At 53.6% G+C, this 20,434-nt stretch carries 20 protein-coding genes and 1 other RNA gene; 13 read left to right on the top strand and 8 right to left on the bottom strand.

The window, feature by feature from the left end; all coding sequences use genetic code 11:
* Window positions 1–145 precede the first annotated feature (145 nt).
* Complete coding sequence (locus PCH01S_RS15910) at window positions 146–679, bottom strand: DUF4178 domain-containing protein (RefSeq protein ID WP_042230859.1); 534 nt, start codon at window positions 677–679, stop codon at window positions 146–148.
* A 301-nt stretch (window positions 680–980) separates the two neighbouring features.
* On the opposite strand from PCH01S_RS15910, the gene PCH01S_RS15905 reads away from it, so the two are divergent.
* Window positions 981–2,588 (top strand): DEAD/DEAH box helicase, encoded by a 1,608-nt coding sequence (locus PCH01S_RS15905; RefSeq protein ID WP_009675007.1) that lies wholly within the window; start codon window positions 981–983, stop codon window positions 2,586–2,588.
* An 87-nt stretch (window positions 2,589–2,675) separates the two neighbouring features.
* Here PCH01S_RS15905 and PCH01S_RS29855 read toward each other — a convergent pair whose 3' ends face one another.
* Window positions 2,676–2,768, bottom strand: a complete 93-nt coding sequence (locus PCH01S_RS29855) for a sporulation protein YjcZ (protein WP_084706621.1) — start codon at window positions 2,766–2,768, stop codon at window positions 2,676–2,678.
* Between the two features lie 139 nt (window positions 2,769–2,907).
* Here PCH01S_RS29855 and PCH01S_RS15900 point away from each other — a divergent pair, with 139 nt between their 5' ends.
* The 4 genes from PCH01S_RS15900 to PCH01S_RS15890 all read left to right on the top strand — a co-directional run bounded on the left by PCH01S_RS15900 (window position 2,908) and on the right by PCH01S_RS15890 (window position 5,514).
* Entirely contained in the window at window positions 2,908–3,714 is an 807-nt protein-coding gene (locus PCH01S_RS15900; protein WP_042230858.1) for a YesL family protein, read from the top strand.
* 109 nt (window positions 3,715–3,823) lie between these two features.
* Window positions 3,824–4,004: non-coding RNA, 6S RNA (gene ssrS / locus PCH01S_RS29850), on the top strand.
* A 205-nt stretch (window positions 4,005–4,209) separates the two neighbouring features.
* On the top strand, window positions 4,210–4,866 hold the full coding sequence (gene fsa / locus PCH01S_RS15895; RefSeq protein WP_042230857.1) for a fructose-6-phosphate aldolase: 657 nt from the start codon (window positions 4,210–4,212) through the stop codon (window positions 4,864–4,866).
* A gap of 237 nt (window positions 4,867–5,103) precedes the next feature.
* A complete protein-coding gene (locus tag PCH01S_RS15890; protein ID WP_042230856.1) occupies window positions 5,104–5,514 on the top strand; it encodes a DUF1499 domain-containing protein in 411 nt (136 codons plus the stop codon).
* Between the two features lie 101 nt (window positions 5,515–5,615).
* Here PCH01S_RS15890 and tpx read toward each other — a convergent pair whose 3' ends face one another.
* A complete protein-coding gene (gene tpx / locus PCH01S_RS15885) occupies window positions 5,616–6,134 on the bottom strand; it encodes a thiol peroxidase (protein WP_016423958.1) in 519 nt (172 codons plus the stop codon).
* A gap of 182 nt (window positions 6,135–6,316) precedes the next feature.
* On the opposite strand from tpx, the gene PCH01S_RS15880 reads away from it, so the two are divergent.
* Window positions 6,317–7,240, top strand: coding sequence for a LysR family transcriptional regulator (locus tag PCH01S_RS15880; protein ID WP_042230855.1), 924 nt, complete (start codon window positions 6,317–6,319; stop codon window positions 7,238–7,240).
* A gap of 122 nt (window positions 7,241–7,362) precedes the next feature.
* Here the strand turns inward: PCH01S_RS15880 and PCH01S_RS15875 are convergent, their stop codons facing one another.
* The gene (locus PCH01S_RS15875) at window positions 7,363–8,049 is read right to left on the bottom strand and encodes a zinc metallopeptidase (RefSeq protein ID WP_009674804.1); all 687 of its coding nucleotides are present in this window, start codon (window positions 8,047–8,049) and stop codon (window positions 7,363–7,365) included.
* A 40-nt stretch (window positions 8,050–8,089) separates the two neighbouring features.
* The gene (locus PCH01S_RS15870; RefSeq protein ID WP_009674805.1) at window positions 8,090–8,521 is read right to left on the bottom strand and encodes a helix-turn-helix domain-containing protein; all 432 of its coding nucleotides are present in this window, start codon (window positions 8,519–8,521) and stop codon (window positions 8,090–8,092) included.
* A gap of 307 nt (window positions 8,522–8,828) precedes the next feature.
* Here PCH01S_RS15870 and PCH01S_RS15865 point away from each other — a divergent pair, with 307 nt between their 5' ends.
* Genes PCH01S_RS15865 through PCH01S_RS15855 form a run of 3 tightly spaced genes read left to right on the top strand, consistent with a single transcriptional unit; the run spans window position 8,829 to window position 12,171 of the window.
* Window positions 8,829–10,256, top strand: a complete 1,428-nt coding sequence (locus tag PCH01S_RS15865) for an ammonium transporter (protein ID WP_042230854.1) — start codon at window positions 8,829–8,831, stop codon at window positions 10,254–10,256.
* Between the two features lie 38 nt (window positions 10,257–10,294).
* Complete coding sequence (locus PCH01S_RS15860; RefSeq protein ID WP_042230853.1) at window positions 10,295–11,422, top strand: DUF294 nucleotidyltransferase-like domain-containing protein; 1,128 nt, start codon at window positions 10,295–10,297, stop codon at window positions 11,420–11,422.
* A 20-nt stretch (window positions 11,423–11,442) separates the two neighbouring features.
* The gene (locus tag PCH01S_RS15855) at window positions 11,443–12,171 is read left to right on the top strand and encodes an exonuclease domain-containing protein (RefSeq protein WP_042230852.1); all 729 of its coding nucleotides are present in this window, start codon (window positions 11,443–11,445) and stop codon (window positions 12,169–12,171) included.
* 87 nt (window positions 12,172–12,258) lie between these two features.
* On the opposite strand, the gene PCH01S_RS29845 is transcribed toward PCH01S_RS15855, so the two are convergent.
* Both PCH01S_RS29845 and PCH01S_RS15845 read right to left on the bottom strand, forming a co-directional pair.
* Window positions 12,259–12,879 carry a Mov34/MPN/PAD-1 family protein gene (locus PCH01S_RS29845; protein WP_241688835.1) on the bottom strand — a complete coding sequence of 207 codons (621 nt, stop codon included), beginning with the start codon at window positions 12,877–12,879 and terminating at the stop codon, window positions 12,259–12,261.
* Between the two features lie 84 nt (window positions 12,880–12,963).
* Complete coding sequence (locus tag PCH01S_RS15845; protein WP_042230850.1) at window positions 12,964–14,268, bottom strand: MFS transporter; 1,305 nt, start codon at window positions 14,266–14,268, stop codon at window positions 12,964–12,966.
* Between the two features lie 178 nt (window positions 14,269–14,446).
* On the opposite strand from PCH01S_RS15845, the gene PCH01S_RS15840 reads away from it, so the two are divergent.
* Window positions 14,447–14,983: a TlpA family protein disulfide reductase gene (locus tag PCH01S_RS15840; RefSeq protein WP_042230849.1), complete on the top strand. Its 537-nt coding sequence runs from the start codon at window positions 14,447–14,449 to the stop codon at window positions 14,981–14,983.
* A 146-nt stretch (window positions 14,984–15,129) separates the two neighbouring features.
* Here PCH01S_RS15840 and cimA read toward each other — a convergent pair whose 3' ends face one another.
* Window positions 15,130–16,746, bottom strand: coding sequence for a citramalate synthase (gene cimA, locus PCH01S_RS15835; RefSeq protein ID WP_042230848.1), 1,617 nt, complete (start codon window positions 16,744–16,746; stop codon window positions 15,130–15,132).
* 258 nt (window positions 16,747–17,004) lie between these two features.
* Here cimA and PCH01S_RS15830 point away from each other — a divergent pair, with 258 nt between their 5' ends.
* The 3 genes from PCH01S_RS15830 to PCH01S_RS15820 all read left to right on the top strand — a co-directional run bounded on the left by PCH01S_RS15830 (window position 17,005) and on the right by PCH01S_RS15820 (window position 20,393).
* Window positions 17,005–18,285: a DNA polymerase IV gene (locus PCH01S_RS15830; protein WP_042231180.1), complete on the top strand. Its 1,281-nt coding sequence runs from the start codon at window positions 17,005–17,007 to the stop codon at window positions 18,283–18,285.
* 158 nt (window positions 18,286–18,443) lie between these two features.
* Window positions 18,444–18,680 (top strand): ferredoxin, encoded by a 237-nt coding sequence (locus PCH01S_RS15825; protein ID WP_042230847.1) that lies wholly within the window; start codon window positions 18,444–18,446, stop codon window positions 18,678–18,680.
* Between the two features lie 210 nt (window positions 18,681–18,890).
* Window positions 18,891–20,393 (top strand): L,D-transpeptidase, encoded by a 1,503-nt coding sequence (locus PCH01S_RS15820; protein ID WP_164977117.1) that lies wholly within the window; start codon window positions 18,891–18,893, stop codon window positions 20,391–20,393.
* Window positions 20,394–20,434 lie beyond the last annotated feature (41 nt).

Genomic DNA, 20,434 nt, shown 5'->3' with positions numbered 1-20,434 from the left:
AGGCACCTCCTGAAGGCTGAAGGGGGATAAAAACAGAAGCCTCCGTTTGAACTGGAGAAGCCGCACAGACAGTCTGTGCGGCCGTCTGCAGCCTCAGCGCCGTTTGCCGCCGGAATGAACGAACCGGATTTCCGCCCGCCGGACGTTAAAGCGTCGCCCGCATAAATTTGACCTGCGTGGCCGGTGTGCGTTCGCCCTGCATGGCGACGAATTTGCCGTCCTGCCATTGCAGGAAGAAATAGCGGTCGTCCGGTCCGAAGTATCTCCAGATCGTGACTTCGTCGCCGCTGCGGAAATCGGTGTTGCCTTCCGTACGGGTCACGTCGCTGCGGTGATGCTCCAGTTCGAACGTGTCTTCTCCGTCAAGCTCGAGCCGGGAAGGCACGTCGTTCGGGTCGTCGAGCGCTCCCTCCATAAAATCGCAAAGGAAGCACTCGTAAGAACGGCCTTTCTCGATCAGCAGGCAGCGGATATCTTTGCCGCTTTGAAGATAGTACGCATACCGGTGAGGCTCGAAACCGCGGTCGAAATAAATCACTTTCCCGGTAACGACGTACTCCTCGAGATCGACGTTGACGATATCGCCGACGCGTGATTCCTCGATGGGGTTCGCTTGTCTGACCGGTTCCTGCTGTTTATTGCTGCGGATTATGTTGCCTACGCGTTTGAATATAGACATAAAGGGACGCTCCTTACGTTTAATCTGTTGTTCTTCTGTCCATTATATACGATGAAAAGCGATTAAGGTTTCGATGGCAGACCCTCTTCCTCCCTGCACATGGGCAAATAGTCACTGGAAAAGCTTGAGTATAATATGTTATACTAGTCGAGATATTCTTAAGGGCGGCTCTACGAATTAGGATAAGGGCAATTCGGGATAGGGTTTCCGCACGGATGAACGGATATTAAGGAAGAAAAGTCGTGCTTAAGGGTATATAAAAGAAGAGAGATCTTCATCGGATAAAAGGAGAATGAACGGATTGAAAAATTTTTCAGAATTTGATTTAGATGCAAAAGTAATCAAAGCTATTACAGAAATGGGTTTCGAAGAATCGACCCCGATTCAGGAGAAAACGATTCCGCTTGCGATTGAAGGACACGATCTGATCGGCCAGGCGCAGACCGGTACGGGTAAAACGGCCGCTTTCGGTATTCCTCTCGTAAGCAAAATCGAACCAAGCGAAGACAAGATCGTCGCACTTATCATGTGCCCGACACGCGAACTTGCCATCCAGGTTGCGGAAGAAGTAAGCAAACTGGGACGTTTCAAAGGCATCCGCTCCCTGCCGATCTACGGCGGACAAGATATCGGTAAGCAAATCCGCGCATTGAAGAAAAGACCTCAGATCATCATCGGTACGCCGGGACGTCTGCTTGACCACATCAACCGTAAAACGATCAAGCTCGAAGACGTTAAAACCGTCGTTCTCGACGAAGCGGATGAAATGCTCGACATGGGCTTCATGGATGACATCCAGTCCATCTTGAGCCTTGTACCGGCAGAACGCCACACCATGCTCTTCTCGGCAACCATGCCTCCTAACATTCAGAAACTGGCTCAACAGTTCCTGACGAACCCTCAGCATGTATCGGTCATTCCTAAGCACGTGAGCGCTCCGCTTATCGATCAGGCTTATGTCGAAGTGCATGAGAAGCAGAAATTCGAAGCGCTTAGCCGTCTCATCGACATGGAATCCCCGGAACTGGCGATCGTGTTCGGACGTACGAAGCGCCGTGTAGACGAGCTGGCGGAAGCCCTGCAGAAGCGCGGTTATGCCGCGGAAGGCCTGCACGGCGACTTGTCCCAGAATCAGCGTGACAACGTGATGCGCAAATTCCGCGACGGCAGCATCGAAGTGCTTGTCGCTACGGACGTGGCGGCGCGCGGTCTCGACGTTTCCGGCGTCACGCACGTCGTTAACTTCGATCTTCCGCAGGATCCGGAAAGCTACGTTCACCGGATCGGCCGTACGGGCCGCGCGGGCAAAGAAGGAACGGCTTGGACGTTCGTAACGCCACGTGAGATCGATCACCTGCACTTCATCGAGAAAGTAACCCGTCACCGCATTCCTAAGAAGCCTATGCCGAGCCCGGCCGAGGCTATGGAAGGCAAGCAGAAGGTAACGGCTGAACGCATCATCAACCTGCTTCAAGAAGACAAGCACAACGAGTTCAAAGGCGTAGCTATCCAGCTTCTTGAGGAATACGATTCCGTCAACCTGCTGGCAGCGGCACTTCAGCTTCTTACCGGCGGTGAGAAGAAGGAAGTATCCGTCGAGCTGACTCCGGAAGATCCGATCCGTGCGAAGAAACGCCGCGTCGATGTTCGCAGCTCCGGACGCAAGTTCAACTATGGCAGCGACCGCAGAGGCGACGGCCGTTCCGGCGGAGGCTATGGCTCCCGCTCCGGCCAAGGCGGATCGCGCTACGGTTCTTCTTCCTCCCGCGGAAGAGACGGCGGACGCGATTACCGCGACCGTGACCGTGACAGCCGTTCCGGTGGAGGCTACGGCTCCCGCAGCGGCGGTTCCGATTACAATCGTGACCGTTCCAGCAGCACTCGCCGCAGTGAAGATTCCAACGCTTAATCGATTTGAATATCAAAATGACGACCCTACGGGTCGTCATTTTTTTTGGAGATTCGTGTTAAATTAGTATAGAACTTTACGGATTGATTAGTAGAGGAAAGTACGAGAGATGATAACCAGTAGAATGAAAAGCACGAGAATCGCACCCGTGGAAGTAAAACCGCCGCCTACACCAGACATGTAATCTCCTCCTCGTGAAAAATTTGAAGATTTGTTACCTTAATAGATTATGCCTGAGGGGAAGAAAAGAAACGGCGGCTACCTATGCTCTACAAAATAGGCTATAATAAGAATAACATCAACAGAGGGGGACAAGGGTTTGGAATTTAGAGGACTAATGGGCGGCTTTTACCGGATTTCCGAATGGATCATGAGGCTGTCCGCCATTAATTTGCTGTGGATCCTTTGCAGCATTCCGTTTTTCTTTTTTGCATTAGCCGGGCTTACTTCGGGCCAAACGGATATAATGATGCAATCGCTCGTTTTAATGGGAATACTGGCACCGTTTACACTGTTTCCTTCTACGGCTGCGATGTTCACGGTAGCCCGTAAGTGGGTGACCGGGGATGAGGATGTGCCCTTGTTCAAGACCTACTTCCGCGGTTACAAAGAAAACTTTTTGCAGAGTATGATCGGAGGCATCGCCTTCGTTTTATTTATCCTGATTTTGTTCGTGAGCTACCGTTTTTATGCGGGTCTCGACAGCGCGCTTTCCCTTCTTTCGTACATGTTCCTGGCCATGGGAATCCTGCTGATCGGCGCCTTTTTCAATTTTTTCTGTATCATGACCCACCTTCATATGAAGGTTCTTCAAATTATCAAAAACGCCATCCTGTTGACGATCGGCAACCCCGTGACCAGCGTGATGACGATTATCGGAAACGTGGCGATCGTGATGATCAGTTTCCGTTTCAGCTTCCTGCTCGTATTCTTCGCGGGCAGCGTCAGCGCGACCTTTACGTTCTGGCAGTTCAACCGGAGCTTCGAGAAAATCAAACGCAAGCAGGAGGCGATGGAAGAGGCTGAACGCGAGCGGGAGGAGGAAGAGAACGGGCAGGCGGCTGAACTGGATGCGGCGGCTGTCCGGGAAGACGATTCGACAAAGAAAGAGTCTGACAAACTATAGCCTGGGGCCCTTTTTCGGCGGCGTTCTGAAGCGATAGACCTATTCTTACAAAAGACAGTCGATTCCAGTTGAATCCGGTTCGCGATTGTCTTATAATAGGGATACAAACAAAATCCTGCGATGTACGTTTCGGTTTCTTTTGTTTTAAACCAATGATTGTTTCTCGGGAGATCCATATTGAAGCGCGGCTGACATGCCCCCGAAAAGGGACTTCAAAAACGTTTCTGCGATCACCCACCTGCTAAAGCAGGTTTGAAACTATTAAACCGGACGGCATTTGCGGGTTTTTTTATGTCATTATGGATTTTAAGCGTATAAAAAAAGACACAGCTCCGTAAACGGGGCTGTTTTTATTTTGTCCGAAAGAGGGTAATTTAAAGAGAAGCTGCAGGCACGGACCCTTTTTGTATTAGACCCCATTTTATGCTATGGTAAAAAAGTGGAATGTGAATGTACATAGAGATCAAAAATTTTGCCGAAAGTGGTGGATCTTGTATGAAGCTGTTTCTTGATACGGCCAATGTTAACGAGATTAAAGAAGCGCACGAGCTGGGGGTTATTTCCGGAATTACGACGAATCCGTCTCTGATTGCCAAAGAGGGACGAGATTTCTTTGAGACCCTCAAAGAAATTGTAGGCATCGTAGGCGATCTGCCGATCAGTGCCGAAGTTGTCGCCACGGACGTGGAAGGAATGGTCCAGCAAGGCGAGAAACTTGCCAAAATCGGCAGCGGGATTGTCATTAAAGTGCCGATGACTGCGGACGGCCTTAAGGCGACGAAGCGTTTCAGCGACCAAGGCATTAAAACAAACGTGACCCTTGTATTCAGTTCCACACAAGCGCTTCTGGCCGCACGAGCGGGAGCGACCTACGTATCTCCGTTTATCGGACGGCTCGACGATATTAACCAGGTGGGGATGAATCTGATTGAAGAAGTGAGCCAGATTATTTCGGTGCACGAGCTGCCGACGCAAATTATCGCAGCCAGCGTGCGTCATTCTACGCATGTGATCGAGGCCGCTCTTCTAGGTTCCCATATCGCTACAGTGCCGTTCAAAGTGATCGAAGCCATGATGAAGCATCCGTTAACCGATGCCGGCGTGGAACGGTTTATGAAGGACTGGGAAGGTGCCAACCAGAAAACGTTCTAAACATAATCCGGGGGCGCACATTTAGGGTGAACGGAGCCTCCCTTGAATTAAATGGGCCTCTCTGCGGAGAGGCTTTTTATTCATATAAATGCGGCAATGATGGAGGAAATTGGTTATTTAGCCGCTGTTCAATAAAATGACCAGGGATTTATGCCCGGTTTTTGCCGTTCTCCTCTTTTGCTTCCCTGCAAAGAATGGTAAGATTGTCTTTAGTGTGGTTTGGCAAGCAGTTTGGATATGCTTCATGAAGGGGGAACGACTTTGAAACGAACGTTAGTCGGTTTGCTTCGCAGTTTCGAGACAACCGGTGAGAAAGCTAAAGATCCGGAATTAAAAACCCGTTACTACAAATTATCCAAAGACCAGGTGTGGGAAGAAACCGTCGGGATGATGAAAAAAACACCCGGCTACAAACTCCTTCACGAAGTGAAGAACGTCGGAGAGATTGTGGTGGAAAAACGTACGGCTCTCGGACGTACTCAGGATATTACGATTACTTTGTTTGCGGTTAATCCGACGACAACGGCTATTGATATTTATTCGGCTTCCCGTGGGAATATGGGGGATCTCGGTTCCAATTACCGGACTATTCTGGACATTTACAAGCAGCTGGATAAAAAGCTGGCGGCTTACAAAATCAGCCACTGACGCTTGGATAGCTTGCGGACGGCTTCGCGGGCATAAAAAAAACAGCAGAGGATTCGATGAGCGCATCGATTCCTGTGCTGTTTTCTTTTTATGCCGGAGTTTTACACGAGCTTTTTAACCGCTTCGATCGCAGCTTCGTAGTTCGGGTGCTCCGTCATCTCACCGAGATACTCCACGTATTGGATCTTGTCATTGGCGTCAATGACGAAGATGGAACGCATGTCGAGCTGGAGTTCTTGAATAAGAACGCCATAAGCTTGTCCGAAGGACTTCGCTTTGTAGTCGGACAGCAGGACGACTTGATCGATACCTGCGGCACCGCACCAGCGGGCTTGCGCGAACGGAAGATCGACGCTGACAGTCAGAACGGCAACGTTATCGCCGAGTTTAGCGGCTTCTTCGTTAAAACGGCGGGTTTGAGCGTCGCATACGCCCGTATCGATGGAAGGAACCACGCTGATCAGCTTCACCTTGCCGGCATAATCGGAAAGGGAAACTTCGTTCAGGAGGTCTTTGTTCAGTTTGAAATCCGGTGCTGCATCGCCCGCTTTAAGCTCGGGACCGACGAGTGTGATCGGGTTGCCCTTAAAAGTGGCTGCACCCTTGCGTTCTTGTGACATATGTATTCCTCCTTATCGATTATCCGAAAGAACTGGAAATTCCAGCCCTCCCTATTATACCCTCGCATTTAAGGGGTTGTCCAATACACTCTTTAAAAGAAAGGGAACCGGAAACGGTTCTCTGGAACACCTAAATCGGCTATAATAGGTACAAATGGCAGAACTTACTAATGGAGGAATCTGTGGAGTTACGACAACTGCAGTATTTCGTGAAAGTGGCTAAAAAGCAGCATATGACACAAGCGGCCGAAGAGCTTCGCGTGGCCCAGTCTGCCGTAAGCCGGCAAATCCGTCATTTGGAGGAGGAGCTGGGTGTCCGGCTGTTTGTCCAGAAAGGCCGCAATCTGCAGCTGACTCCCGCCGGGAGTCTGTTTCTGAGCCGTGCGGAACATATTTTGACCGACTTGGAACGCGCGGTGGGCGAAGTGCGGGAATTCCTGGACCCCGAAGCCGGGGAGATCCGGGTCGGTTTTCCGCATAGTGTATCCGTATCTATTCTTCCAGCGTTTATATCCTGCTTCAAGAAAGAGCATCCCAACGTTAAATTCCGGTTAAAGCAAGGAACTTACACCAGTCTCATCCGTGACGTTACGGAAGGCGAAATCGATCTGGCGATCATATCGCCGTGTCCGGAGACGCATGAGCTCGTCAAGGGAGAAGTGATGCTCACGGAGGAGCTGTTAGCGGTGCTTCCGCCTAACCATGCGCTGGCCGGCTGCAAAAGCATCCGGCTGGAGCAGCTTAAGGAGGAGCCGTTTGTCATGTTCGGCGAACAGTATTCGCTTCGTCCGATCGTCATGAACGCCTGCCTGAAGGCAGGGTTTGTGCCGAAGATCGAATTTGAAGGAGACGAAACGGATACGATCCGCGGGCTTGTCGCGGCGGGGATGGGCGTGAGTCTTCTTCCCGAGCTGGCACTGCGCTATTCGACGCATATAGAGCCGTGTGTGGTGAAGGTCGATCCGAAGGTGACGCGCACCGTAGGAATCATCCGCCGGAGGGACGAGAAGCTTCCGCCCGTGACGGAGCTTTTCGGCCGGTTTCTGATGGAGTTTCAGCCCTCTGCCGATCCGGGCAGGCCTATGGACAGATTAGACGGGGCTTAGCCGGATAACGGGATGAAAAAGCCCTCCGTCATCCGTCCTACATAATCTGTCGTTATCCGTACATATACAGAAAAAAAGCTTTCGTCTATTGCAGACGAAAGCTTTTTGCGGTTACGGCCGTTTTAATCATTGGAACGGCTGTTGAAAATCATGACGTACTTAACGAGCTCAAGCAGCGAGATAAGGGCCGCAGCCACATAAGTCAAGGCAGCCGCGTTAAGCACTTTCGCAACGCCTTGTTCTTCTTCGTTGGTGATAAAGCCGCCTGCAATCATGAGCTCTCGGGCCCGGTTGCTGGCATTGAATTCGACCGGCAGAGTCACGAGCTGGAAAAGCACCGCTGCGGAGAAGAAGACGATCCCCAGAAGAAGCAGAATATCAAATTGCTGAAAAATAAGGCCGGCGATAAGTAGAAGCGGAGCCACGCCCGAAGCGAAGTTTACGACCGGGAACATCTTGTGGCGCGCAACAAGCATCGGATAATGAACTTGATGTTGGATCGCGTGTCCCACTTCGTGACAAGCGACCGAAACGGCCGAGATGGTGCTCTCGTAGTAGACAGGCTCGGAAAGACGCACCGTTCTGGAGATCGGATCGTAATGATCTGTGAGAGCTCCGGGAACCGGCTCGATCGGAACATCGTACAGCCCTTCCGCATCAAGCATGCGGCGGGCCGCCTCGTATCCGGTCATACCGGATTGAACGGGTACCTGGGACCAACGGTTGAACGTGCCGCGGACCCGGAATGAAGCCCACATGGACAAGCCGAAGGCAATGAGAATGAGAAAATCCATAGGATGAAAAAACATAGCTGCAGACCTCCATAGTCAAGATAATCGTGGGGATCCGTTACGTAAAAGGACCTTTGCCGAGCAAGTAGAGCAATGCCTCGACGCATGCGGCGGTGGGCTGGGTAATCAGATTATAAATCTTTTTGAGCTGATTCGGTTTTAGCTGCTGAATCATAGGATCGAGTTCCTTGATTTCTTTCTGCAGCTGGCCGAGCAGCACCTGATAGGATGTCAGCTTGTCGGTCACATGTTCGTCGTGGGCCGCTTTATCCAGTTTCAGCATGGTTGTACGGATTTCTTCCAACGTATATTTCTCTTTTTTCATTTCTTCAATACGTTTGAGCCGCAGCAAGGTTTCATCCGAATACAAGCGGTAATTGGTGTCCGATCTTTTTTCGGGATGAATCAGGCCCAGCTTGGTGTAATAATCGATCGTCCTGGGGCTGACTCCGGCCAACCGGGACAACTCTCCGATTCTATGAAGCTTCATATCCCCATGATTTTGCCCCTCCTTTAAAAGTTGTTGTTCGCACGTATTTACCTCAGCCTAATGATACCCGATCCTAAACCGTACAGTCAAACGTAATGCTTTTGACATTTTGATGAACGAGCTCACAAATGACATAAACATTACATTGTATGATAAATATATTGAAAAATCCGGAAAAAGAGTTGATTTTTTAATAAAAAACATCAAAAAAGTGAACGAAACCTATTGTTTTTTCGCGAATCGTTCGCTTATAATGACACTAATCAATTTCTTTGTAAAGAAACCTGACATGAAGGGACTGGTATCAATGATTAAAAAGACACTGATCGGGTTAGCGCTGCTCAGTATGGCTTTACCGACTTTGGCGTTTGCGGAAGCGCCGACACCGGAACAACTGCAAGCCGCGATCAACTCGGTATGGGTGCTGGTCGCCGCTATGCTAGTTGTCTTTATGCAGGCCGGTTTCGCTTTGCTGGAAGCAGGCTCGACCCGGATGAAAAATGCAGGCCACGTGGCGGGTAAAACCATTCTGACTTTCGGAATTTGCGCCATCGCATTCTGGGCGTTCGGTTTCGGGCTTGCTTTCGGAGACGGGGCCGGATTGTTCAACAACAATCTGTTCGGCTTGTCCGGCTTCTTCATGGACGGAGTCAACGCCGACGCCTTCGTTTCCTTGAGCGCTTCGGATGTCCCGATCACGATAAAGTTTTTGTTCCAGCTGGCGTTTGCGGGTGTTTCGCTCGCAATCGCGTGGGGAGGCTTCGCCGAACGCGCCAAGCTCCCGGTTTACTTTATTTTCGGACTGCTTTTCACCGTAGTGATCTATCCGATCGTGGCTCACTGGGTATGGGGCGGAGGCTGGCTGTCCAAAATCGGCATGCAGGACTTTGCGGGCTCCACGGTTGTGCATTTGCAAGGGGCTACGGCGGCACTGGTGGCAACCATCCTTCTGAAGCCGCGTATCGGCAAATTCAATAAAGACGGCTCGCCGAATAAAATTCCGGGTCACAATCAAGTGCTGTCCGTGCTTGGCGTCATCATCATCTGGATCGGGTGGTTCGGTTTTAATCCGGGGAGTACGCTGAGCGCAATGGGAGACGGGTTCTTCGGCTATATCGCCCTGACTACAAACCTGGCCGCGGCGGCAGGCGGCGTGGCCGCTATGGCGGTCTCCTGGATTTACTTCGGCAAATCCGATATACCAAGCATGCTTAACGGCGTACTTGCCGCGCTTGTCGCGATCACGGCTTCCTGCGCCTTCGTTACGCCTCTGGCATCAATCGCCATCGGGGCCATCGCCGGAGGGGTCACTTTCTTCACGGCAATCTGGTTTGAGAAGAAAGGGATCGACGATCCGGTCTACGCTTTCTCCGTGCATGGCATCGCCGGGATTTGGGGTACGCTGTCCACAGGTTTCTTCGCAACGCCGGAGCTGGCCAAAACGGTCAATGTAGGCGGAGCGGGCTTGTTCTACGGCGGCGGTTTCCGCCAGCTGTGGGTTCAGTTTATCGGAGTGGCAGGCGCTCTTGTTTTCGTCCTAGTCATTTCCTTCATTGTCCTCTACCTGATTAAAATTACGACGGGATTGCGCGTGACGGAAGAAGAAGAAATCATGGGGCTGGATCTCGCCGAACACGGCACTTACGGGTATCCCGAGCAAATGAATCACGCGATCGAAGCGCACACTTCGGCAAAACAGTCCAATGAAGGCGGTCGCCCGGTGCCGGTTTCGTGACCGCGCCCCGGACCGGTCTCATCTAAGGAGATGCCGTTATGAAACCGACATTAGGCTCGGATTGGCAGCTGCTTCGCACAAGGATCGCCCGTGCCGCCGGAACGGATGAACTGGCCCTGATCCGCGCGGATATGCAGGATTTGTTCCGGAAGGAACTCGGCGAGAAAGCGGCAGCTTTGCTGTACAAAGAGCTGAATTTTACACACGATACCCTGATCCGGAAAATGATTCTCTTGGCGGAAAAACGCCTCGCAGCGGAAGGAGCAGGGGAGCCCCCGCTCCCTTACGCATTCCTGCTTATGGGAAGCGGCGGACGGGAGGAACAGACGCCGTGGAGCGACCAGGACAACGGACTGGTTTACGAAAATCCCCCGGAAGGCACGGAAGCGGCGGCGGACGTATATTTCAGCAAGCTGGCCCAGCGAATCCGCCAAGGTCTGGAGCTGGCAGGATATCCGCCGTGCACGGGGAGGGTGCTGGCCGAGAACTCGATGTGGAGAAGAAGCGAAGCGGGGTGGAAAGATCAGCTTAGCGGTTGGTTTGAGGAGCCCGTCTGGGAGAACGCACGCTATTTGCTTATTGCGTCCGACCTGAGGTGCGTATACGGCAGCGAAGCTCTTGCGGAACGGATCAAGCAGGCTTTCCACGAGAGCGTAGCGCTTAACCGAGGGCTGCTCCTGCCGCTTCTGGCTAACACCCTGCACCATAAAGTGTCCCTGGGACTGCTGGGGCGTCTGGTGACGGAACGGTACGGGCCGTACGCGGGTGGTGTGGATATCAAATACGGACTTTATATCCCGCTTGTAAATGCGGTCCGTCTACTCGCTTTGGAAAACGGCATTTCCGATTCTTCCACTTTTAAAAGAATCCATGCGCTCATCGACCGCGGAGCCGTTACGGTTGAGTTCGGCACGGCTTGCCGGGAAGTGTTTCTGCACTCATTGGAAATGAGATTGAGCACGCCTTTTTACAGGGAAAACGGACACTTCGCGACTGCGGGGATATTGCCTGCCGAAATGCTGACCCGCAAATGCCGGGCGGAACTGAAAAACGGCCTTAAATTCGGAAAACGGCTTCAGCGGCAGATCATCCGCCAAGTGCGGGGTTCCGTCAAGAAAGGCAGGGACGCTTCCTCCGCCAAGCTGCGCGAGCATACGGGACAATAGGACCGGAAAGGAGTAAAACGATGAAAGAGAGCGGCCCGGGCGGCGGTTTGTGGAGGCTTTACAAGATGGGCGGGTTGACCCCGGCGATTACATCCATGTTTAACCCGCGTAATGCCCAGCAGATGGCGTTTATCCGTCAGCTTCTGAAGGATCAGCGCAGACATTCGCTGCTGGACACTTCCCTGCACAATCTCAAAGTCGTTGTTTTTGATCTGGAAACAACGGGTTTCTCATCGGCAGCGGACGAGATTATTTCGATCGGCGCCGTGTCTATGGCCGGGGACAAACTCGAAGAGGAGTCGTTTTACACCCTTGTGAATCCGAACCGCCCGATTCCTCCTCATATCGAGGAGCTGACCGGAATCCGGACGGAAGAGGCGGCCGAAGCGCCGGACTTGATTACGGCCCTGCGTGAATTTTTCGAGTTTGTGGGGGCGAGGGTTTTGCTGGCGCACGGTTCGGCTCATGACAAAGCGTTTTTGAATGCGGCGCTCTGGAAAACATCGAAAATCAGCCTCTCCCACCGGGTGCTGGATTCGCTGATGGCAGCCAAATGGCTGATGCCCCGGCACAAAGACTACACACTCGATTCCCTGCTTGAGCTGTACGGAATTCCGGTGCTGAGAAGACACCACGCATTGGACGATTCTTTGATGACCGCCGAGCTGTGGAAGAAGCTTCTGGAAGAGATCGGTGAAATGGGCGTGGATACGCTCGGAGATCTGTATGCGCTTCTCGGTAAAGCGTAGGGCTCGCAGATAGCGGAGAAGAAAGCCAAGATATGAAAAAGCAAGCAGGAGTGCGGGAAGCCGCGGATACCTGCTTGCTTTTTTGGTTCATAGCGCTTCTATACAAAGCGGGATTTTACGGAGCTTTGAGAGACTTTTCGCCTGATTTGGCCGATTAGACGAAGGAGCGGATACTGCACGCAGTGAGGTCCGATCGGTCAAAGTGTCCGTTGTGGAGGGACCAACCGATCCGGGCTGCCCCGTATCCTCAGTCGTGACGATCTTATCGGCGGAATCCGCCGATTCGGACGGTCCGAGTGCGGCCGGGCTATCCTGCGGTTCCGCCCACGCGTATACCTCGGTTTCGGGAACGCAGCGCTCCAGGGAGACGATCCAGAAGGAGGGCAGTTCCGGCCACAACCGCAAGGCCGAGATGTCCTCGGAAGACGGCGAAGCAGCCGTACGCGGGTGGGAGTGGAACAGGCCCAGCAGCACGGGGGCCGCTAATGAAGACCGCGCGGGCCGGTCGTTTCGGGCTTGTCCGCCCCCTAAGTGACGCATAATATCGGATGGGGATATACGGAAAGACCGGGCGGGACAAGCCGAAACATTCGGAACCCATACGAAAGAGGAGACATAGGCGGTCTCATTCCGAATCCTTCCGTAAACGAATCCGCACGTTTCTTCATCCGGAAAGCTGCTGAACCGCGCCAGCCATTCCGTGTACAAGGACAGGCTTACTTTGATTTCAGTTAACCGTTTCGCGTTTATCATGCGCTAATTATAACGAAATCTTTTAACGCACTCAACGGATCAGCTGATTTTTCCCTGAGGTTTAACCAGATAAAAAACAAGAATGAGCGTCAAACCCGCCAGAGAAGATACGGTTATAAAAATGAGCCGGTCGGATTTATCCATCAGCCAGCCGAAGATGGGCGGACCGAAGGCCACGCCAATGAACCGGAGGCTGTTATAGATGGATGTGATCATACCGCGTTCGCTTTTTTCCACGGAGCCGGTGATCATTGTGTTGAGGCAGGGAAGAAGCAGCCCGGTGCCGATGGCGCTTAAGGTAAGCAGGCCGATAAACAAATACAGATTCTGAAAAGCGAAAATCGTGGAAGCCAGCGACAGGGTCATAACTAAAAGGCCGATGTTGATCAGCCAGCGCATCAGGGTGCCGTTTTTCTTAATTAGGGCTCCGGTTGTGTAAGAGGTAATGACCATCCCCAGCAGCGGGATTGCCAGGACGAACCCCTTTTTGACGCCATCTATATGGTACGGAGGCTCTTCCAGTATATTGGACAAGTAAAATAAGACGCCGAACAGGATAAAAAGCGCAAGCGAACCCGCAAAAAAAGAAGTGATCAGCCAGCGTCCTTTCTTTTTCAGAATGGTTCCGATTTTGTGGAGGTAAGGTTTCAGTTCCGTCGGTTTCTTCTTGGTTTTGGGTTCGTGAATGAGAAACATCATGGCCAGCAAGGCCAGAAGGCAAAAAATCGGAAAGGCGAAAAAAGGCATATACCAGACAAGAAGAGCAAGCAGGGAGCCGATGATGGGACTGAGCACCTTACCGAGCCCGTTGGATGCTTCCGTCAGGCCGAGGGCCTTGCTTTCCGTTCCCCCTTTATACAAATCCCCGACGAGAGCCATCGCGATGGGAGCCGTGCCGGCAGCGCCGATCCCCTGAATGGCTCTGGCTATAATCAGAATCGTATAGGATTTCCAGATGGCTCCGAACGCCGCCAATACCCCGGCAGCCCCATATATAATAAGAGACGGGATGATCACTGATTTCCTCGTAAACCGGTCGGATAAGTATCCCGATATAGGGATGATCAGGCCTGCGGTTATCGAAAAGAGAGTAATAACCAAACTGCTCTGAAATTTAGTGATGCCCAGCTCGGTCTCCAATTGGGGGAGAATAGGAACCAGCATCGAGTTGCCGAGTACCAGCACGAGCGGTACCGTCGCAATGGCCATAAATTCAAGAAGCCGGCCTTTGCCGCCGCCTCCTTTTTCGCCGCCTTCAGCCGTCTGTTCGGCGGTAAACTGGTAGTCGTCGTCCTGATCACTCTCGAAAATGATGTCAAGCCCTCGGGATTTCGTTTTTTCCATGCGGTTGACCTCTCTTCTGACTTGGTACGGATAGGGTTTCCTCCGGGCGGAAGATCATACTTTTTAAGCCGTTCATAATGTTGGAATCGGATAAAGATGGGGATACTAAGGGGGTTACCTGATTTTGAACCTCCCATGTGATAGAATAAAGCGAATGATGCGGAAATGAGGGCTCAAATTGAAACGGAATGCAGCGATTCTGGCCATCGTGCTTCTTCTGGCCGCGGCTATATTTGTCCAGATCGGCAAAAAAGACGAAAAACAAACGGCGGCGCCTACTCAAACGGGACCCCGGCCGGGAATGTTTGTGCCTTCTTTCAGCCTGCCGGATTTGGATGGCAAGCCCTATCAGGTCGGAGGCGCGCGCGATAAGCCGCTTATTTTGAACTTCTGGGCGTCCTGGTGCGGTCCGTGCAAGATGGAAGTGCCCGATTTGATTGATCTGCAGGCAAAGTACGGGGACAAAGTGGACCTGGTGGCGATAAATGTAACGAGTCAGGATGACGAGCAAAAGGCGAGGGCCTTCGCCAAGGAGTATGGAATCAATTTTCCGGTGCTGCTGGATGAACCCGGTAAAGTCTCGGAATCGTTCAAGTTTCTGGCGATCCCGACGAGCTTCCTCGTAGACAAGAACGGAGTCGTGCAGGAAGTGGTAAACCTTCTTCCCAAGGCGGAGTGGGAAAAGAAAATCAAGGCTTTGATCAAGGGCCGCTAGCGGACGGGCCGATAAGATCCGGTCACATTATCCGACTCCTTCGGAGACATGCAAAAAGCCCCGTTTCGGGTCCGTGTGTAAAGCCAGGCTGCCCACACGGAAGAAACGGGGCTTGTCTTTTTGTAAGGAATAAGAAGGTGTAAATATTAATGGTTCACTAGACCGACCGGTCTGGGATCAAGCGATTCTCTCTCGATGCTGGATTTGCCGATCAGGGCATACCGGAAGCTGTCCACGAGCGCGTGCCAGCTGGCTTCGATAATATTGGAGGAAACGCCGACGGTATTCCATTCGTTCTCGAAATTGCGGGATTCGATCAGAACACGGACTTTGGAAGCGGTCGCTCCTTTGTCGTCAAGTACGCGCACCTTATAGTCGGACAGGTGCATTCTGTGAATGTCCGGATAGAAAGGCAGCAGAGCTTTACGAAGCGCGTTATCGAGCGCGTTGACAGGTCCGTCGCCTTCCGCGGCGGTATACATGGATTCGCCGTTCACGTTAACCTTGACGAAAGCTTCGGAACTGACCGGGCGATCCGCCGATTTTTCCACGAAAATTTTGAACGATTCCAACACGAACGGTTCCTGCAGTTCGCCGGAAGCTTCCCGCATCATCAATTCGAGCGAAGCATCCGCGCCTTCGAACTGGTAGCCCTCGTGCTCGAGGTCTTTGATGCGCGAAATGATTTCTTTCGCTTTGCCGTCCTGCTGCTCCAGATTGAGGCCGAGCTCGGCCGCTTTCGAAACGAGGTTGCTCTGTCCCGCCAGTTCCGAAACGAGCACACGCTGTTTGTTGCCGACCTTCTCGGGAACGATATGCTCGTATGTGCTCGCGTGCTTGAGGATAGCGGACACGTGGATTCCGCCTTTGTGGGCGAAAGCCGCGCTGCCGACATACGGCTGGTTCATCGGCATGTGCATGTTCGCGATCTCGCTGACGTAACGGGCGACGGGCCCCAGCGACTCCAACTGCTCATCCGAGATGCAGGCGAAGCCGAGCTTCAATTGCAGATTGGGAATGACGGAGCACAGATTCGCGTTGCCGCAGCGCTCGCCGTATCCGTTCATCGTACCCTGGACCTGGCGGGCACCGGCTCTAACGGCTGCCAGGGAGTTGGCGACGCCCAGTTCGCAGTCGTTGTGGGCGTGGATGCCCACGGGAGTCGTGATCTGTTTCTTGACTTCCGAAACGATCTCGAAAATTTCCTCCGGCATCGATCCGCCGTTCGTATCGCACAGCACGATCCAGTCCGCACCGGCTTCCTGCGCCTGGCGGATTGTCTGGAGAGCGTAGTCAGGGTTGTTTTTGTAGCCGTCAAAAAAATGCTCGCCGTCGTAAATAACTTCAAGACCGCAGCTTTTCAGATACCGGACGGAATCGAAAATCATCGCGAGGTTTTCTTCCAGCGTCGTCTGAATGGCGGTGTGAACGTGAAAATCCCACGATTTTCCGAAAATCGTCGCGACTTTAACGCCGGAGGCCACCAGCGTCGTCAGATTGGGATCTTCTTCGGCTTTCGTGTTCTTGCGGCGGGTGCTGCCGAATGCCGTTACTTTCGCATGCTTAAGATTCAGTTCCTGAACACGGTTAAAAAATTCAATGTCTTTGCCGTTGCTTCCGGGCCAGCCGCCTTCTATATAATGAACGCCCAGCTCGTCGAGCTTCTGGGCAATTTTCAGTTTGTCCTCCACGGACAGGCTGATTCCCTCGCCCTGGGTTCCGTCACGAAGCGTAGTGTCAAAGATTTTGATTGAATCGGACATTTCGGTGCTCCCCCTCTAAACGTGTGGCTGTTCATTTTTCGAATGTTTTCTCGAATGTATAATGCACGATTATATCATAATTTCAACCATAAAAAATGAATTTTCGCAAATTTTGGACGATAACCGTTCTTGATTCCTCAAGCGGACAGGAATAGACTAAGAATTAGCAGGAACAAAGAGGATCAAGCGCCGAAAGGCCGCTTTTTTGATAGGCTGTTCGGGACCTCGCGCGCCCGCAGGAAGGAGGAAGCCGGGATGATGGCACAGGAAGGGTATCCCAAGAACGGACGAGTCATTTTACATATCGATATGAACGCGTTTTACTGTTCCGTTCACGAAGTCGTACAGCCCGAACTGTACCGGGGCAAGCCGATCGCGGTGTCGGGCAGCGTCGAACAGCGCAAAGGCATCATCGTAACCTCCTCCTATCCCGCCAGGGCGCGCGGAGTCAAGACGGGCATGCTCGTCCGGCAGGCGATGAGGCTTTGTCCGGAGCTTGTGCTCATCAAGCCGAACTTTGATTTGTACCGGCAGTTTTCCCGCGGATTCCGCCGTATAGTCTATGATTATTCACCGATGGTCGAGACCATGTCCATTGATGAATGTTATGTGGACATAACGGGCTCCAAGCAGTTCGGAACCCCGCTTCAGATCGCGGAGGAGATTCAGACCCGGATACGGGAGGAGTTGGGCCTGCCCTGTTCGATCGGGGTGGCGCCGAACAAGCTTCTGGCCAAGATGGCTTCCGATATGAAGAAGCCCAACGGATTGTTCGTGCTTCGCCTGCGGGATGTGCCGAAGGTTCTCTGGGACAGGCCCTGCGGAGAATTGTACGGCATCGGCAGAAAAACGGCCGAGAAGCTGCAGAAGCTGCAGATTCACACGATCGGCCAACTGGCGGCCGCCGACGAGGGGCTTCTCCGCAAGTCGTTCGGCATAAACGGATTCGCGCTCAAGCAGGCCGCCAACGGCATCTCCCGGTCGGAGGTTAACCCGGAGCGCGAGCCGAACAAGTCGGTCGGCCACACGACAACGCTTCCTTACAATTACACGGACCGCAAGGAAGTGTTCCGAGTCTTCCTGAATCTGGCCGATCAGGTCGGGCGCCGACTCAGACATCAGAAGCTGATGGCTTCGACCGTGCAGATTACGATCCGGGACCCCGATATGAAGACGATCACGCGGAACGTGACGCTGCCCGTGCCGACCGATCATCACGAGGATCTGTACAAAGCCGCGTGCGAGCTGTTCGAGCGGCATTGGGAGCCGGAAAAGCCGATCCGCCTGCTCGGCATCACGGGCCAGAACCTGACGCCGAAGGAGGAGGCCGCGATTCAGCTCGATCTGTTCAGTTACGAGCAGCAGCCGAAGAAGGACAAGCTGAGCGAAATTATGGACGCGCTCCGGGATAAATTCGGAGAAGACGCGGTGCTCACCGCGGGGATGATCGGCGACAATCCGTCGGCGCATATACGCAACCGCAAGCGGAGGGGAACTTCTTTGCAGAAAGACCCCGACGGAGATTCATTCCCGTTATAAAAGCCGGGAGCCGAATAACATCCGGCCCGGAATGAAATCTTAAAGGGGAAGAGCCGGACACCGCGCGGCGGCTGGTTTTCACTTGTACTTTCCGTTGAACTTTCGAATACTTTATATTATAGTGGACAATGGAGGACTATTAGAGGAGGAATTCATATATGGCTAAGTATACATGGGTGGAAAAAGACACCTGCATTGCGTGCGGAGCTTGCGGCGCAACTGCTCCAGATATTTACGACTACGATGATGAGGGTATTGCGGAAGTGATTTACGAAAACGACGGTAACCATGGCGTAACCGTAATTCCGGAAGATCTGTACGACGATCTGCAGGATGCGCAAGACGGCTGCCCGACCGATTCGATCAAAGTGGCCGATACTCCTTTCAATATGTAAGATTTCTTTCTTTATACAAATAAAGCCTTGTTTCCCCATCGGAAACAGGGCTTTTTTGTGTTATATTGTCGGATTAACTCGGATAAACCCGGATAACGGAAATTAAGAGAGAAAAACCGACAGAATTTGAAGGAAATTCAACAGAGCGGCTTCTCCTGCCGATAAAAAGAGAAGAAACACCGGTAATCCTTGAGGCAGGCGGTGAAAAAAGTGAGCACAGAAAAACCGGACGAGAAACTTGCCCAATTTTTGCGGCACAATCCCATTGAAGACCGGGTTTATCTGAAGGAATACGTCCGGGATCATCCGGACCAGAGGATGGCGTGGTACTTGCTCGGCAGGGAATATGCGGCCCGGGGAGACCGGGGGAAAGCCGCTTACTGCTACGCGCAGTCCGGCGAAATCTATGAAGCGTTCGAGAAACGGAAAATAACCGTCGACTGGTCGGCGCTCGATTCCTCCGTCCCCTGGCCGCAGGAGCTAAAGACGGCGGCCAAGCGGAGCCGCCGCAGGAAAGCCGCGCTTACGGCCGCCCTGCTGGCGCTGATCGCGCTGCTGCCCGCTCCGGCGGGGCCGGCCGCGGGAGACGGGCGCCCCGCCGGAAGCGCCGCCGCATCGGCGGAGCTCCCGGCTGCGGACGGGGGACTCCGCGTCTACCTGGCGGCGGAGAAGCAGACGTCCGCGAGCGGAGCGCTCGAACGGATGCTGCTGCGCGACAGGCCGACAGGCGGCGAAGCGGTCCTCCTGTCCGCACAGAGCGCGGACGGCCCGGGCGGCGGCTGGATCGCCTGGCACCGGCCGCTGAATCCGCTCCTGTCGGTCGCGAGCGGCGGGCCCGGCGAAGCGGCGGCGATCGCCTATTTCGACGCCGCCGCCTGCAACTGCCGCCCGGACGATCCGGGCCGCTTCGCGGAACCGGCGGGAGCCTGGCGGCAGCGCCAGGAGCAGCTCCTCGTGCTCCGATCGGCGCTGGAGGCTTACCGCGCGGCTAGCGGGAAGCTGCCGGAAGGCCCGGAGGAGCTGCTGAGGCCGTATCCCGACAACGTGATGTCGGGACTTACGCCGTACATGCGGGAAGCGTTCCCGCTTGTACGGGAGGCGGCCGCCGCGGGCGCGAACGGGCAGGCCGCGGCCGGGACAGGCGGCGCGGGCACGGCCCCCGGCGCAAAGCCGACCGCCGCTTCCGTCGCGGCGGAGGAGGCGCTCAGCGAGCCGCTGGCGATCCTCATCGACACGAAGCTGCATCGGCTGGCTCTGGTGAGCGGACGGACTGTTGTGCGGAGCTACGAGGTCGGCCTCGGAGGCGCTCGGACGCCGCTCGGCGAATTCGCCGTATCCGAGAAAGTCCGCGATCCCAAGGGACGGAAGAAAGGCGAGTTCGGCACGCGCGGGATGACGCTCTCCGATACGGACTATGCGATCCACGGGACCAGGCACCCGTCCTCGATCGGCAAGGACGAATCGCTGGGCTGTATCCGGATGAGGCAGGAAGACGTGGAGGAGCTGTTCGACATGGCTCCGAAAGGCACGAAGGTCACCATAGGAAGCGGGCTGCTCCCGGCGGGGCTCGTCGGTGACGGGTCCGGCGGCGACAGCGGGGCTTCCAAAGGAAGCGGCGCACCCGGAGCCGGATTCGGCCCGAAGGGAGCTTTTAAGCTTCCTTCGGAGGTTAAGGAGACCAATCCCGGTAAAGTATACCGCTGGCTGGATTAAATCCCCGTCCGTTAAGGACGGGATGTGAGAGCGCCTTTCCT

This window comes from Paenibacillus chitinolyticus NBRC 15660 (assembly GCF_000739915.1).
In the GTDB taxonomy this organism is placed as follows: domain Bacteria; phylum Bacillota; class Bacilli; order Paenibacillales; family NBRC-103111; genus Paenibacillus_F; species Paenibacillus_F chitinolyticus.
Note: the sequence above shows the minus strand (reverse complement) of the source record. Positions and strands in the feature narration are given on the sequence as shown.

Bases quoted from the DNA above. Each gene is read 5' to 3' on its own strand.
- PCH01S_RS15910 (WP_042230859.1), bottom strand. From the start codon at position 679: ATGTCTATATTCAAACGCGTAGGCAACATAATCCGCAGCAATAAACAG.
- PCH01S_RS29855 (WP_084706621.1), bottom strand. From the start codon at position 2,768: ATGTCTGGTGTAGGCGGCGGTTTTACTTCCACGGGTGCGATTCTCGTG.
- fsa (WP_042230857.1), top strand. From the start codon at position 4,210: ATGAAGCTGTTTCTTGATACGGCCAATGTTAACGAGATTAAAGAAGCG.
- PCH01S_RS15890 (WP_042230856.1), top strand. From the start codon at position 5,104: ATGCTTCATGAAGGGGGAACGACTTTGAAACGAACGTTAGTCGGTTTG.
- tpx (WP_016423958.1), bottom strand. From the start codon at position 6,134: ATGTCACAAGAACGCAAGGGTGCAGCCACTTTTAAGGGCAACCCGATC.
- PCH01S_RS15875 (WP_009674804.1), bottom strand. From the start codon at position 8,049: ATGTTTTTTCATCCTATGGATTTTCTCATTCTCATTGCCTTCGGCTTG.
- PCH01S_RS15870 (WP_009674805.1), bottom strand. From the start codon at position 8,521: ATGAAGCTTCATAGAATCGGAGAGTTGTCCCGGTTGGCCGGAGTCAGC.
- PCH01S_RS15865 (WP_042230854.1), top strand. From the start codon at position 8,829: ATGATTAAAAAGACACTGATCGGGTTAGCGCTGCTCAGTATGGCTTTA.
- PCH01S_RS15860 (WP_042230853.1), top strand. From the start codon at position 10,295: ATGAAACCGACATTAGGCTCGGATTGGCAGCTGCTTCGCACAAGGATC.
- PCH01S_RS15855 (WP_042230852.1), top strand. From the start codon at position 11,443: ATGAAAGAGAGCGGCCCGGGCGGCGGTTTGTGGAGGCTTTACAAGATG.
- PCH01S_RS15845 (WP_042230850.1), bottom strand. From the start codon at position 14,268: ATGGAAAAAACGAAATCCCGAGGGCTTGACATCATTTTCGAGAGTGAT.
- cimA (WP_042230848.1), bottom strand. From the start codon at position 16,746: ATGTCCGATTCAATCAAAATCTTTGACACTACGCTTCGTGACGGAACC.
- PCH01S_RS15830 (WP_042231180.1), top strand. From the start codon at position 17,005: ATGGCACAGGAAGGGTATCCCAAGAACGGACGAGTCATTTTACATATC.
- PCH01S_RS15825 (WP_042230847.1), top strand. From the start codon at position 18,444: ATGGCTAAGTATACATGGGTGGAAAAAGACACCTGCATTGCGTGCGGA.